The sequence below is a fragment of the Salinisphaera sp. LB1 genome, from assembly GCF_003177035.1.
Classification (GTDB): domain Bacteria; phylum Pseudomonadota; class Gammaproteobacteria; order Nevskiales; family Salinisphaeraceae; genus Salinisphaera.
On sequence record NZ_CP029488.1, the window covers coordinates 1,152,666 to 1,165,780 of the forward strand.

At 64.3% G+C, this 13,115-nt stretch carries 13 protein-coding genes; 8 read left to right on the forward strand and 5 right to left on the reverse strand.

The annotated features are described in order from the left end of the window. The first annotated feature begins 105 nt into the window (after positions 1-105). From SALB1_RS05235 to SALB1_RS05245, 3 genes are read left to right on the forward strand one after another with little or no spacing between them, the layout of a single operon-like run. Positions 106-1,188, forward strand: coding sequence for an aromatic ring-hydroxylating dioxygenase subunit alpha (locus SALB1_RS05235; protein WP_109995285.1), 1,083 nt, complete (start codon positions 106-108; stop codon positions 1,186-1,188). Positions 1,189-1,197: 9 nt separating this feature from the next. Then, positions 1,198-1,917: a GntR family transcriptional regulator gene (locus SALB1_RS05240; protein ID WP_199678702.1), complete on the forward strand. Its 720-nt coding sequence runs from the start codon at positions 1,198-1,200 to the stop codon at positions 1,915-1,917. Between the two features lie 18 nt (positions 1,918-1,935). Next, on the forward strand, positions 1,936-2,940 hold the full coding sequence (locus tag SALB1_RS05245; RefSeq protein WP_109992900.1) for a PDR/VanB family oxidoreductase: 1,005 nt from the start codon (positions 1,936-1,938) through the stop codon (positions 2,938-2,940). Between the two features lie 144 nt (positions 2,941-3,084). Here SALB1_RS05245 and SALB1_RS05250 read toward each other — a convergent pair whose 3' ends face one another. Both SALB1_RS05250 and SALB1_RS05255 read right to left on the reverse strand, forming a co-directional pair. After that, positions 3,085-3,711 carry an exonuclease domain-containing protein gene (locus SALB1_RS05250; RefSeq protein WP_109992901.1) on the reverse strand — a complete coding sequence of 209 codons (627 nt, stop codon included), beginning with the start codon at positions 3,709-3,711 and terminating at the stop codon, positions 3,085-3,087. Positions 3,712-3,715: 4 nt separating this feature from the next. Continuing rightward, positions 3,716-4,294, reverse strand: a complete 579-nt coding sequence (locus SALB1_RS05255) for a TIGR00730 family Rossman fold protein (RefSeq protein WP_109995286.1) — start codon at positions 4,292-4,294, stop codon at positions 3,716-3,718. Positions 4,295-4,441: 147 nt separating this feature from the next. On the opposite strand from SALB1_RS05255, the gene SALB1_RS05260 reads away from it, so the two are divergent. Continuing rightward, positions 4,442-5,413, forward strand: a complete 972-nt coding sequence (locus SALB1_RS05260) for a TerC family protein (protein WP_109992902.1) — start codon at positions 4,442-4,444, stop codon at positions 5,411-5,413. On the opposite strand, the gene SALB1_RS05265 is transcribed toward SALB1_RS05260, so the two are convergent. Beyond that, positions 5,414-5,842 carry a MarR family winged helix-turn-helix transcriptional regulator gene (locus SALB1_RS05265; RefSeq protein WP_109992903.1) on the reverse strand — a complete coding sequence of 143 codons (429 nt, stop codon included), beginning with the start codon at positions 5,840-5,842 and terminating at the stop codon, positions 5,414-5,416. 73 nt (positions 5,843-5,915) lie between these two features. Further along, positions 5,916-6,383: a DUF3237 family protein gene (locus tag SALB1_RS05270; RefSeq protein WP_109992904.1), complete on the reverse strand. Its 468-nt coding sequence runs from the start codon at positions 6,381-6,383 to the stop codon at positions 5,916-5,918. Between the two features lie 259 nt (positions 6,384-6,642). Between SALB1_RS05270 and SALB1_RS05275 the strand changes: the two genes are divergently transcribed. Beyond that, positions 6,643-7,479 carry a p-hydroxycinnamoyl CoA hydratase/lyase gene (locus SALB1_RS05275; RefSeq protein WP_109992905.1) on the forward strand — a complete coding sequence of 279 codons (837 nt, stop codon included), beginning with the start codon at positions 6,643-6,645 and terminating at the stop codon, positions 7,477-7,479. 189 nt (positions 7,480-7,668) lie between these two features. Then, a complete protein-coding gene (locus SALB1_RS05280) occupies positions 7,669-9,165 on the forward strand; it encodes an AMP-binding protein (RefSeq protein WP_109992906.1) in 1,497 nt (498 codons plus the stop codon). 351 nt (positions 9,166-9,516) lie between these two features. Here the strand turns inward: SALB1_RS05280 and SALB1_RS05285 are convergent, their stop codons facing one another. Continuing rightward, on the reverse strand, positions 9,517-10,770 hold the full coding sequence (locus SALB1_RS05285; RefSeq protein WP_109995287.1) for an MFS transporter: 1,254 nt from the start codon (positions 10,768-10,770) through the stop codon (positions 9,517-9,519). A 746-nt stretch (positions 10,771-11,516) separates the two neighbouring features. On the opposite strand from SALB1_RS05285, the gene SALB1_RS05295 reads away from it, so the two are divergent. Together SALB1_RS05295 and SALB1_RS05300 are read left to right on the forward strand one after the other, a co-directional pair. Next, positions 11,517-12,257 (forward strand): sulfite exporter TauE/SafE family protein, encoded by a 741-nt coding sequence (locus SALB1_RS05295; protein ID WP_109992908.1) that lies wholly within the window; start codon positions 11,517-11,519, stop codon positions 12,255-12,257. A gap of 76 nt (positions 12,258-12,333) precedes the next feature. Then, complete coding sequence (locus SALB1_RS05300) at positions 12,334-13,083, forward strand: SDR family oxidoreductase (protein WP_109992909.1); 750 nt, start codon at positions 12,334-12,336, stop codon at positions 13,081-13,083. Positions 13,084-13,115: the final 32 nt, after the last annotated feature.

Here is a 13,115-nt window from a genome sequence, read left to right on the forward strand (position 1 = left end):
GCATACTTCTGTAGACGGTTTTGACGTCGCGCGGTAATTTCGATATCAACCTGTATACATTCTGAATACAGCCGATATCGCTTGCGATACCGGAGGAGACCGATGATGTCGGAGACCGAACGCAGCTATCCCCGCAATGCCTGGTATGCCGCGGCCTGGGGCCACGAGGTCGAGCATGCCCTGACCGCCCGCACGGTCTGCGAGCGCGATCTGGTGCTCTACCGCAAAACCGATGGGGAGGTCACGGCCCTTGAGGATGCCTGCTGGCATCGGCTGCTGCCGTTGTCGATGGGCAAGCTCGATGGCGATCAGGTGATGTGCGGCTATCACGGCCTGAAATTCGATAGCGATGGCCGCTGCACGTACATGCCGGCCCAGGAGACGGTCAATCCGTCGGCCTGTGTGCGGCATTTTCCGGTCGTGGAGCGCCACGCCCTGGTCTGGGTCTGGACGGGCAATCCGGCGCTGGCCGATCCCGACCTCGTGCCCGATTTCCACTGGAATGACGATCCGGCGCTGGCCGGTCGCGGCGGCACCTTCTACAGCCTGGGCTGCAACTATCGCTTATTGATCGACAACCTCATGGATCTGACCCATGAGACCTTCGTGCATGCCGGCAGCATCGGCCACGATGCCATCACGCGCACCCCCTTCGAGGTCGAGCATGACGAGCAGTTCGTCACCATGACGCGCTGGATGCTGAACAACGATGCGCCGCCGTTCTGGGCCTGGCAGCTTGGCCGCGATGTGCCGGTGGATCGTTGGCACCAAATCCGGTTCGAAGCCCCGTCCACCGTGGTGGGCGATGTCGGGGTCGCCGAGGCCGGCACGGGCGCCCCGGAAGGCGACCGTTCCAAGGGGGTGACCGGCTATTTCCTGGCGGCGATCACGCCGGAAACCGAAACGACCTGTCACTACTTCTGGAACTTCGTACGCGACCACCATATCGACGACCCCCAGTGGACCGACGATCTACACACGGCCCATGTCAACGGTGAGTCCGGCGTGTATGAACAAGACGTGGAAGTGCTCGAAGCGCAGCAGGCGGCAATCAAGCGCAATAGCCGCGCCCCGTTCTATCACTTGAATATCGATGCCGGCGCCCTCTGGGCGCGTCGTCTGATCGAGCAGCGGCTGGCGGCCGAGCCCGCGATTCGTCCTGTCGATCAAACCGCCGCAGCCGGCTAGGAGCGACTCGTGCAGCAGAGCACTAAAGCATTATTGCGCCTGCGGGAAATGATCCTGGAAGGCGAGTTGTCGATCGACGAACGCTTGTCTGAACCCATGCTCGTCGATCGCATCGCTGTATCCCGCACGCCGATACGCGTCGCGCTGGTCAAGCTCGAGCATGAAGGGTTGATCGAGCCCCTCCCGTCCGGCGGCTACCAGATTCGCACGTTCTCGAAAAAAGACTTGTTCGATGCGATCGAGTTGCGCGGCACGCTGGAAGGCGTGGCGGCCCGCTTCGCCGCCGAGGCTCGACCGACACGCGCGGCTCTCGGGCCGCTGACGCGCGCGGTGGCGCAACTGGACGATGTGCTGGCAAAGAGCGAACTGAACGAGGATGACTTCGCGGCTTATACGGAAGGCAATGAGTGCTTTCACAGCGAGTTGTTGAACCTGGCCGGGAGCCCGGTGATCGCCGAATCGCTCAACCGTATCGTCCGGCTGCCATTTGCCTCGCCCAATGCCTTCGTGATGGCCCAGGCCGCAATTCCGGAAGCGCACCACATCATAACGGTGGCACAGGACCAGCATCACGGCATGCTCGAGGCGATCGAAGCCGGTGAAGGCAGCCGGGCTGAAGCTCTGGCACGTGAACATTCACGGTGTGCGAGGCGCAACCTGCAAATCGTGCTCGATCACGACCGCGCGGAACACCGCTTACCCGGCCTGCAACTGGTCAAGAACGCGTAACCCATCTCGGAGCCCTCCATGGCCACCCATCAATATTTCACCACCGCGACCCTGGCCCGGACCCGGGACGTGGCCACGGACGTCAGACTGTTCGAAATCGAACCCGCCGACGGTGTGACGCCGCATCAACCCGGCAGTCATCTCGATGTCGAAGTCCTGGTCGACGACAAGCCACAGTACCGTTCCTTTTCGCTGGTCGGCGACGCCAGCGAGGGCGGCCGCTATCGTATCGCGGTCAAGAATCGCCCCAACGGCCATGGCGGCTCGCGGTATCTATGGTCGTTGCAGGCCGGCGCACAATTGCGCGTGTCCGAACCCAAGGATCGCTTCCCCTTGTCCTATCGCGCGCCGGAAGTCCTGCTGGTCGCCGGCGGCATCGGCATCACGCCGATCTATGGCATGGCCAGGGCACTGCTCCGGAACAAGTCGAACGTCCGGCTCCTGTATACCGCGCGTTCGCGCAGCCAGCTCGCGTTCGTGGAAGAACTCCAGCAATGGCTGGGCGACCGGCTGACGTTGTTTGTGACTGAAGACAACCAGCGCCTCGACCCCCGCAAAGCGCTGGCAAACCTGGACCCGCAGGCCGAACTCTACATCTGCGGCCCGCAATCCCTGCGCGAGGATTTCCTCGGCCAGTGGCTGGCCAGCGGCCGGCCCCATGATCGCTTCCGGTTCGAAACGTTTGCCAGCAGTGGCCGATTTCCCGATACACCGTTTGACGTACGCGTGGCCAATCGCGACGTCACGCTGACGGTCGGCCGCGAACAATCGCTACTGCAGGCGCTTCGAGCGCAGGGTATCGACGACATTCTCTACGACTGCGAACACGGCGAATGCGGCCTGTGCACCATCGATGTGCTCGACCATACCGGTGACCTCGATCATCGAGACGTGTTCTACAGCACCCGCCAGAAAAAATCCGAAAAACGCATGTGCGCCTGCGTCTCGCGTATTCACAACGGCCGTCTGACCATCGATACGAGCCGCCATAGCGTGGACACCGGCCGCCCCGACGATCAATAGGCTCAAGAAAATCACGCGCCGCGATCGCCCGGCAGGCCGGCAAGCGTTATCGGTCGAGCAGATCAATGAAGCCATCGATCTGTTACAAGAACGTTCCGCGCTGCCTTTCCAGGGCCTGTTGCCGTTTCACACGGCGCGGCCCCGTCAGCCCCCGGGGCGCTGATCTCGTTCGGTGACCGCGACAGCCGTCGGCCGGTGGGCCGCGGTGAGCCAGTCGGTCACACTCAGCCCGGTGGCCGCGACGGCGGCCGTCACCACTTCGCCGGCGGCGCGGGCGTCTTCGCCGGCATCGTGGTGCGCGAACTGCAAACGAAGATGCCGTTTGAGACTGGCCAGGCCATGGCCACCGCGGCTCTTGAGTTCGGGGAAGGCGCGCCGCGCCACGCGCACTGAATCCAGCCAGCGTGCTTCGATCGGTGGGCAGCCGTGCGCGAGACAGGCCCGCGTGATGGCGGTCACATCGAAGGCCGTGTGGGAGACCACGATCTGCCCGGTCAGCGCCGCGGCCACGGCATCATGGATGCCCGCCCAGTCCGGGGCGTGGGTGACATCGCCCGGGCGGATGCCGTGGATTGCGATATTGCCGGCCGAGAAATACGTCTGCGGATGCACCAACCACGACCAGTTATCCACCAGCCGCCCGTCGGCGAACCGCGCGAAACCGATCTGGCAGATGCTGCCCGCATCGCCGTTCGCGGTTTCCACATCCACCGCGACGAAGGCATTGAGGTCATGACGCAGCGCCTCGGGCGGCGCAATCGGGCGGGCCACCGGGTCAGGCTGCGCCGGGCAGTCGGGCGATCACCTGTTCGACCAGGGATTCGGCATTCTCGGCCACGGCGATGCGCGAGACATGCTCGGGGCCGACGAAGCCCTGGTCGCGCATGTGATTCATGCAGGCGATGAGCGGTTGATAGAACCCGGCCACGTCGAGCAGGCCGGCCGGCTTGTCGTGCCAACCGATCTGGTGCCAGGTCAATACTTCGAACAACTCCTCGAGCGTGCCGAAACCGCCCGGCATGGCGATGAAACCGTCGGCGGCCTCGATCATGGCGAGTTTGCGCTGGTGCATGGTCTCCACAACGCGCAGTTCGCTGACCCCGTGGTGCGCCACCTCGCGGTCGGCCAGCCCGCGCGGGATCACGCCCAGCACGGCGCCACCGGCGGCAAGCGCGGCATCGGCCACGGCGCCCATGAGGCCGACGCGCGCGCCACCGTAGACCAGCCCGATACCGGCCCGGGCCAGGACGGTGCCGAGCACACCAGCGGCCTGGCGATAACGCGCATCGACACCGTCACGCGAGCCGCAGTACACACAGATCCAGCGATGAGAGTCGGAGCGGGCGGTATTCATCAGCATTAGGATAAACCGCTTGCCGGACAACGAGAATCCCCGCGCGACAAGCCTATCAAGAAAGCATGACTGCACGCGCCGTTATGCTCACGTAAGCTGCCCACGCGCGTACCGAACGCGCGTAAGTCAGCGTAAAGAGACTACTCTATGGACGTACCTGTCTGGGTCTGGGCCGCCACCATCGCCGGTATCGCGGCCCTGCTCATCTTCGATTTCTTCGCCCACGTGCGCACGCCGCACGAACCTTCCGCGAAGGAGGCCGGCGGCTGGTCGATCTTCTACGTAATCATCGCGCTCGTCTTCGGTGCCGGCCTCTGGTTCGTCTGGGGCCACGATCACGGCGTCGAATACCTGGCGGGCTACGTGACCGAAAAAAGCCTGTCGGTAGACAATCTGTTCGTCTTCGTCATCATCATGGCCGCGTTCGATGTCCCCAAGGCCTACCAGCAGAAGGTGCTGCTGGTAGGCGTGATCATCGCGCTGGTCCTGCGGGCGATCTTCATCGCGCTCGGCGCCGCCGCAATCGAGCATTTCTCCTGGGTGTTCTATATCTTCGGGCTGTTCCTGCTCTACACCGCCTATAGCGTGGCGATGTCCTCACACGAGCAGAGCGAGACATACGAGCCCAATTTCCTCGTGCGCGCCGTACAGAACCATCTGCCGGCCACCGACGAGTACAACCAGTCGAAGCTGACGATCGTCAAGAACGGCAAGCGCCTGATCACGCCGATGCTGATCGTCATGATCGCGATCGGCGCCACCGATATCCTGTTCGCACTCGACTCCATTCCGGCGATCTACGGGCTTACCAAGCAGCCCTATATCGTGTTCACCGCCAACGCCTTCGCCCTGCTCGGCCTGATCCAGCTCTATTTCCTGCTCGGCGGGCTGCTCAACCGGCTGGTCTATCTGTCGCTGGGGCTGGCGGCGATCCTCGGCTTCATCGGCATCAAACTGATTTTCGAAGCATTGCGCGGCAACCAGCTACCCTTCATCAACGGCGGGCAACCCGTAACCGCGATCCCCGCGATCCCGATCTGGCTGTCATTGTCGATCATCGTCGGCGTGCTCGTGCTGACCACCGTGGCGAGTCTGCTCAAGTCGGCGCGCGGGACATAGCTATTCGCTTGCCCAGAGACTGTCAAGCGAGCCCGCGAGATCGCGACGCGCTTGTTCGTCTTTGATGCCGAAACGGGTCATTTCCATTGCGCGCACCGCAAGTACAGCGCGGTGCTCGAGCGTCGCGCCCGCTTCGGTGATCTGCCAGAAGGAAGATCGACCATCGGTGGGATTCCGGCGGCGTATCACGAGACCACGCGCCTCCAGCGCACTCATCACGCTCACCATATTCGATGGGGCAACGCCCAGCGCCGCACTGACCCGCTTGTGCGTGAGGCGTTCGTTGCAGGCCAGAAGCACCAGCACCGAAAACTCGATCTGGCGCAGCTGAAACGGCTCGCCAATCTCCTGGGCGAAAAGCTTCTGCATGGCCAGGTCCGCGCGCTTGAGCTGGTAACCGACCAGTTCACGCAGCCCGCTGTCATCCAAAGCCTCGTCCCGGCCCCCGCCGGTCGACGATCGCCGCTTTGATGCCAAATTTCGATTCACCTCTGCCCTCCGCTCACATGAAAACGTTGCCGACCGCGAACAATTCGACCGTGACTTGATAGGCGAAGCGTTCGGCCCCCGCCACGAAAACTGTTCGCGTCAACCATTCGTACGGGCCCGCCGCAACATTCAGACGCGCGCTGGTCTGAAAGTAGGTCGTTGATTCACCCGGGCCCTGGCCAGGGCCGGCATCGGCATGCCGCAGGCCGGCGTTGTCCATCTCGACCAGCGTGCCATCGGTGAGTTCGATCGCGTACTGAGCGCGCAGATCCACCACGCCGTCGTTGCGCACAGTTTGCCAGTCACCGCCCCCCGGCAGTATCCGCCCATTCAAGTACGGCCCGACGACGCGCCCGCCATCGATCGGAACGAACCGCCGACGTCCTTGCGGATTAACACCGAAATCCCTCGGCACGCCGATGTCGACCTCCAGCCGGCAGACGTATGTCAGGGCAGGGGATGCAGGTAAGGGATCGGTCATCGCGGTCTCGACAAAAAACGCATGGCGTGCGGAAGACTAGGGCCTGTTGCCGTTTCGTGCGAGTCCGCGCCAGGCGCTTCCTGAAAAATTACCAGGAGCGGCAAGACGAGGCGTCGCGAACGTGGCGTAGTCATTCTACGTAATACAGCACCAACGCTGGATTGCCGCAAAAACAGCAGGGTCGCATGCATACGACGTATTAGTTATATTAAATAACTTGTTTGTCGTGAAACCATGAAGCATTCAAACAGGAGGACTTATGAGCGATTACAAGGACCGCTGGAGCACCGTACAGGTGGACGTCGATGAATCGGGGATTGCGTGGGTCACGCTCAACCGCCCGGACAAGCGCAACGCCATGAACCCGACGCTCAATCGGGAGATGATCGATGTACTCGAAACGCTGGAGCTTGACGGCGATGCCCGCGTCGTCGTGCTCACCGGCGCCGGTGAGTCGTGGACGGCGGGCATGGATCTCAAGGAGTACTTCCGTGAGATCGATGCCCAGCCCGAGATCGTCCAGGAGCGGATTCGTCGTGATTGTTCCCAGTGGCAATGGAAACTGCTGCGCATGTACGCCAAGCCCACCATTGCCATGGTCAACGGCTGGTGTTTCGGCGGCGGCTTCTCGCCGCTGGTGGCCTGTGATCTGGCCATCGCCGCGGATGAAGCCGTGTTTGGCCTGTCCGAGATCAACTGGGGCATCCCGCCGGGCAACCTGGTCAGCAAGGCCCTGGCCGATACCATCGGCCACCGCGAGGCGCTGTACTACATCATGACCGGCGAAACCTTCACCGGCACCGAAGCCGCCGCGATGGGGCTGGTCAACCGCAGCGTCCCGATCGGACAGTTGCGCGACGCCGTCACCGAACTGGCGGGCCTGCTCGTGGACAAGAACCCGGTCGCGCTGCGCTATGCCAAGACTGGCTTCAAGCGTTGCCGCGAACTGACCTGGGAACAGAACGAAGACTACTTGTACGCCAAGATCGACCAGTCCAGCCATCGCGATCCCGAGCATGGCCGCGAACAGGGGCTGAAGCAGTTCCTTGACGACAAATCGATCAAGCCCGGCCTGGAGAGCTATCGACGGAGCTGAGCCGCGACAACCTCGCATAGCGTTCGCCCCCGCGTCTGGTTGCCATTCGGCGTGCCGCCCGGGGGGCGCCGGAGCCCGCCAGACAAGCCGGGGCGACCCGGTTTGACCAACCGTCACCCCGGGCGCCGGCGGACTGCCGCCAGACGAGTACGGCCCGTCGACCGCATCGAAGAAATAGGGACACACGCCATGTCGCAATGGGACACACCCGACCCGATCGCCCTGCATGCCCGCGGACAACCCGAGCGCCTCGCTTGCCGGGACATCGCCACCGACCGGCGCTGGAGTTATGCCGAACTGGACCGCAATATCCAGCAGGCGGTCACCTGGTTGCAACAACAGCCCGCCGTCCATGCCGGCGAGCGCATCGCGGTGATCGCGCGCAACAGCGCCGATCTACTCATCCTCAATATGGCCACCGAACGGTTGGGCGCGATTTTCGTGCCGCTGAACTATCGACTGTCGACGGCCGAACTGACCACGATTCTGGCGGATTGCCAGCCCCGACTGGTCGCGATGGACCCGCGGGAACAGCAGCCCGCCCTGCCCGCGGGTGCCAAAGCGATTGACACGACCGATCTGGCAGGCGAGATCGCGGCCTGCCCGCCATCACCACGCCTTGCGCCACTGCCGGGCGATATCACGAAAATCATTCTCTACACCTCGGGCACCTCGGGCCGACCGAAAGGCGTGATGATCACCGGCGAGAATATCTACGCGACCGCCGTCAACTTCGGCATCATCGGCCATGTATCCCGGAACAGCGTGTTCCTGTGCGATGCGCCGATGTTCCACGTCATCGGCCTGTTGCCGAGCATCCGGGCCCCCTTACTGTTCGGCGGCGCGCTGCATATCGCGCCGGGCTTCGACCCCCAGCGCACCAACGCGTTACTCGCCGATGCCGACACCGGCACCACGCATTACTTCTGCGTCCCCAAAATGGCCGCCATGCTCACCGAGCAGCCCAATTTCAAACCCTCGCGCTGGCATCATCTACGGGCCCTGTTCACCGGCGGCTCGCCGATATCGCCATACCAGGTGCGCTGGTGGCTCGAACGCGGTATTCAGGTCTCGAATGGCTTCGGCATGACCGAGGCCGGAACGATCATGCACGTACCGCTTGAGCCCGGGCTGATCGACCAAACCGCCGGCGGCGTCGGCTTGCCGCCGCCGTTCGTGGCGATCCGCCTGGTCGACGCGGAAGAAAACGATGTCGCGCCGGGCGAACCCGGCGAGATTCTGGTGCGCGGCCCCAACGTGACGCCGGGCTACTGGAACCGTCCCGAGGAAACCGCCCGGGCGTTCACCCGCGATGGCTGGCTGCGCACCGGCGATATCGGCCAGGCCGATGCCCGCGGGCACATGACCATCAAGGACCGCAAGAAGGACATGTTCATCTCCGGCGGGGAAAACGTCTTTCCGGCCGAGGTGGAAAACGCCCTGCTCGGCCATGCCGATGTGAGCGAGGCCGCCGTCGTCGGCGTAGCGGACGACACCTGGGGCGAAGTCGGGCATGCCTATATCGTGCCGGCCCCGGGCGCCCGCCTCGATCCCGACGCGCTATCCCGCTACTGCAAGACGCTTCTCGCCGGCTACAAGGTGCCGAAACGCTTCCACATTATCGACGCACTGCCCCGCAATGCCAGCGGCAAACTGATGAAGACGATCTTGAAGAAACAACAATGAAGAACGCGGGATTGCAGACGGCCGTCATGCCCTGAAGCTATAGAACCGGGGCATCGGATCGCCCGTACCAATCGATGACAGGCCTGCCCGCCGCCGCCCTTGGCTCAATGGCCGCCATAGCTCAACCGGCGGCTCTTCACCCCGCGTACGCCAGGCGCCGTCGATTATCGATGGACGCGGCCGATATACGGCACACACATGCGTTGCGCGGTCGCGTCATTCATCGCCCGCTGTCGGCACAATTCGCGCCAAGCGGCGTGGCAGCCATTCGCTGTATTCATTAATACGGCTCATCACCGCGGCCGCCCGGCACGAAAACCACTCGCAATCCATGGCGCGAACACGCGCGAGCTATGTATGAGCGGCTGCCAGCTCATCTCGACGCTGGGCAAATTGGGCCGTTTCCTTCATAAACAACGCGACCACGAAGACCAGCATCGAACCGGCCGCCGCCATCAGCAAGGGGATGGCCAGGCCCAGCGACGGAAAACTGTCCGCCAGGTCGCCCGCTGCCGTGGGCGCCACCGCACCGCCGACGATCTCGCCAAACAGGGTGACGACACCGATCGCGGCCGCTGCCATGTTCGGCGGCGCCGTTTCGGTCGGAACCAGCACCATGACGATCGCCGCGACCGCCTGCCCCGCCTGGGAGACGAACAATACGGCCGCCAACAACCAGAGATGACCATACATCGGCGGCCAGAGCAGGATCAGCGGCAGCACGGTGCAAAGCGGTGCCGAGACCAGCAGGGTCGCCCGCCGGCCGATCCAATCGGACACCGTGGCGACCGCACAGCCGATGAAGAAGCTGCCCAGCCCGGCGGCGCCCATGAGAAAGCCGGCGGTCGTCGGCGGCTGGCCGGCTACATGAATGATGTAGAGCGGACAAAAAGTGTTGTAGAGAATCAACCAGCCGACGAAGCCGATGTTACCGATCGCGGCCAGTTGGATATTGCGGTACTTGAGCAAGGCCAGGAAGTCGCGCACCCGCGGCCTGACCGGCGCCGAGGCTGCGGCCTCGACCTGACCGGCGTCGCGGGGCTCGCGCACGAACAGCCAGATCACGATGGCCAGAATCACACCCGGCGCACCGGCCACCACGAATGCCCAGCGCCAGCCGAAACGGGAAGCGATCTGCGTCGTCAGTACCGGCGCCACCGCAAAACCGATCAGCGCGGCCGCGGAGACGACAATCCCCGTGTTGCGGCCACGTCGCTTCGGATGCGAGGCCTTTTCCACCAGCGTGTTCATCACCGACCAGCACGGGCCTTCGGCGACACCCACGGCGCCGCGCAGAATCAGCATGTCGAAGAAGTTGCGCGCCGCGCCGCACAACCAGGAAAGCCCCGCGAAGGCGAACACTGCCGGCACCAGCACCGGCTTGCGGCCAAAGCGGTCGGAAACGGCACCGAAGACAAACGACGACACCGCCCAGGTGATCGCCAGAATACTGGCCAGCTCGCCAATCTGGCCGGCGCTGAGATGAAAGTCCTTGGCAATGAACGGGGCCAGATAGAGCTCGGCCATACGGTCCAGAAAAACCGTGCCCCAGGTTAGAAACATCAGGCCAACGATGAAGGTTTCGTATCGGGAATCGTGTCGCATGGCGTACATCGCCGAGCCCCGGATGCATTCGCCGCGGGCCCGCCTCCAGGTTGATGTTCACAAAGCGTACACATGTACGCATCCTGGATTTAATATACGCAAGGCGCGCGTGGCGCCATACACTCCATAAGTCGTAACGGCCCGTGAACACGATCGCGAGGCTCGCATGGCGTGCGACGCAAAAATCACAGCCATCACGCACGCCCGGCTTCGTGCCCGCGTTATTTCAATTCCCCGCCCGGCGCGGAAGAACTCGCCGGTGCCGGCCGTCGCGGTGGGCTGGTTGATCGTCTCGAGCGCCATGATGCAGGCCGCGTTGCGCAGGTCGACGCCGTCGTTTTTGGCGCAGTCGGCCGGGGCCGGGTGGCTTCGACCATGCGATCGTCGAGCCGCGCGGCGACGGTCTGAGTCGTCCGAGTACCGGGCCTGGCGACTCCCCCCCCCCCCACTCGACGTGGCTTACCGGCACCCCGCCGACGTTGGCGAGAATATCCGGCCGCACGGAGCCGCGTTGTCAATGCGCGTGGCATCCGGCTGAGCCCGCCGACGGGCGACATCCCGGGGAATCCGGGCCAGATCGAGCGCGGCCTCGATGCGCGCGCTCGCGCCCTCAAACAGACCGGGCATAATCGTGGCCAACTCATGCGGGATTCAAGGCCAAGGCTGACGTGTCGGCACCGCCCCTTGGAATCCGTAGCTTTCCGGCACGGCGGCGCTGGCCGCTTTCTGGACATCGGGGACACGCCATGGAATGGATCCTGCTTTTCGGCGCCGCACTCGCCGCCGGCGCCCTCAACGCCCTGGCCGGCGGCGGCAGCTTTATCACCCTGCCGGCCCTGCTGTTCTACGGCCTGCCGCCCACCGCCGCCAACGCTACCAGCGCGAGCGCGGTGCTACCGGGCTACGTCACCACGCTGTTTCGCCTGCGGCGCAGTGTCGAGGCCCCGCCGGGGCTGAACCTGGCCGCCATGATCGCAATCGCCGCGGCTGGCGGGGTGAGCGGCGCAGCCTTGCTGCTGGCGACGGGCAACCGTGCATTCGCAGCAATCGTACCCTGGCTCATGGCCGCGGCCACGCTGATCTTCGCCGCCGGGCCCTGGATCAAACGGGCGACCCGCGACCGCCGCGCACCGCGCTGGGTGGCGGTACCCGGGCTGTATCTCACCTGTGCCTACGGCGGCTACTTCAACGGCGGCGTCGGTATCATCATGATTGCCGTGCTCGGCCTGTTGGGCCAGAAGCGCCTGTTGTCCTCGGTGGCGATGAAGGCGGTCACCTCGGCCGTGCTGACCATTATTTCCGTGATCACCTACGCTGCGTTCGGGCTCGTGCACTGGCGCCTGGCGGCCCTCATGGCCAGCGGCGCGCTGATCGGCGGATGGGTCGGCGCCACTGCCGGTGACACGATCAACCCACGCTGGCACCGCATCGGTATTGTGGCGATCGGCGCCGCCATGACCGCCGTCATGTTCTGGCGCGGCGTCTGAGATGTCGCGGCGTGTGCTGGTCAGCCCGACACCACTGGCTTAGTCTGGCGCGATCAAACCAAACCAGACCCATCTCATGGATAAAGTGATGATCGTCACCGGCGGCAGCCGGGGTATCGGTGCCGCGACCTCGTTGATGGCGGCCAAATACGGCTATGCCGTGGCCGTGAACTTCCGCGGCAATCGGGAAGCGGCCGAAGCCGTGGTCACGGCGATCGAGAAGGACGGCGGGCGCGCCATCGCGGTGCAGGCCGATGTATCCAACGAGGACGACGTGGTGGCCCTGTTCGAGGCGGTCGATGAACGTCTCGGCCCGGTCACCGCGCTGGTCAACAATGCCGGCATCGTGGACAAGCCGAGCGCGGTGGCCGATATGAGCGCGGCGCGCGTCGAGCGGATGATGAAGATCAACGTGGTCGGCCCGTTTATCTGCGCCCGCGAGGCGATCCGGCGCATGGGCACCGCCCACGGCGGCGCTGGCGGGGTGATCGTGAACGTGTCGTCCGCAGCCAGCCACGCCGGCGGGGGCGGCGGCGCCGGTACGTATATAGACTACGGCGCCTCCAAGGGCGCGATCGACACCTTCACCGAGGGCCTGGCGCGAGAAGTCGCCAGCGAGAATATCCGCGTCAATGCCGTGCGCCCGGGCGTCATCGACACCGAAATCCACGCCAGCGGCGGCCAGCCGGACAAGCCGCAACAGGCGGCGGCCCGGATTCCGCTCGGCCGCGTCGGCACGCCCGAGGATATCGCCGAAGCGATTCTGTACCTCAGCGAAGCCGAGTTCACCACCGGCGCCTTTCTCGACGTCGACGGCGGCGTCTGAGCTGGCCGGTGCGGCGCGAAAGCATCGCGCCG

Bases quoted from the DNA above. Each gene is read 5' to 3' on its own strand.
- SALB1_RS05255 (WP_109995286.1), bottom strand. From the start codon at position 4,294: ATGAATACCGCCCGCTCCGACTCTCATCGCTGGATCTGTGTGTACTGC.
- SALB1_RS05235 (WP_109995285.1), top strand. From the start codon at position 106: ATGTCGGAGACCGAACGCAGCTATCCCCGCAATGCCTGGTATGCCGCG.
- SALB1_RS05245 (WP_109992900.1), top strand. From the start codon at position 1,936: ATGGCCACCCATCAATATTTCACCACCGCGACCCTGGCCCGGACCCGG.
- SALB1_RS05295 (WP_109992908.1), top strand. From the start codon at position 11,517: ATGGAATGGATCCTGCTTTTCGGCGCCGCACTCGCCGCCGGCGCCCTC.
- SALB1_RS05260 (WP_109992902.1), top strand. From the start codon at position 4,442: ATGGACGTACCTGTCTGGGTCTGGGCCGCCACCATCGCCGGTATCGCG.
- SALB1_RS05285 (WP_109995287.1), bottom strand. From the start codon at position 10,770: ATGCGACACGATTCCCGATACGAAACCTTCATCGTTGGCCTGATGTTT.
- SALB1_RS05300 (WP_109992909.1), top strand. From the start codon at position 12,334: ATGGATAAAGTGATGATCGTCACCGGCGGCAGCCGGGGTATCGGTGCC.
- SALB1_RS05275 (WP_109992905.1), top strand. From the start codon at position 6,643: ATGAGCGATTACAAGGACCGCTGGAGCACCGTACAGGTGGACGTCGAT.
- SALB1_RS05270 (WP_109992904.1), bottom strand. From the start codon at position 6,383: ATGACCGATCCCTTACCTGCATCCCCTGCCCTGACATACGTCTGCCGG.
- SALB1_RS05280 (WP_109992906.1), top strand. From the start codon at position 7,669: ATGTCGCAATGGGACACACCCGACCCGATCGCCCTGCATGCCCGCGGA.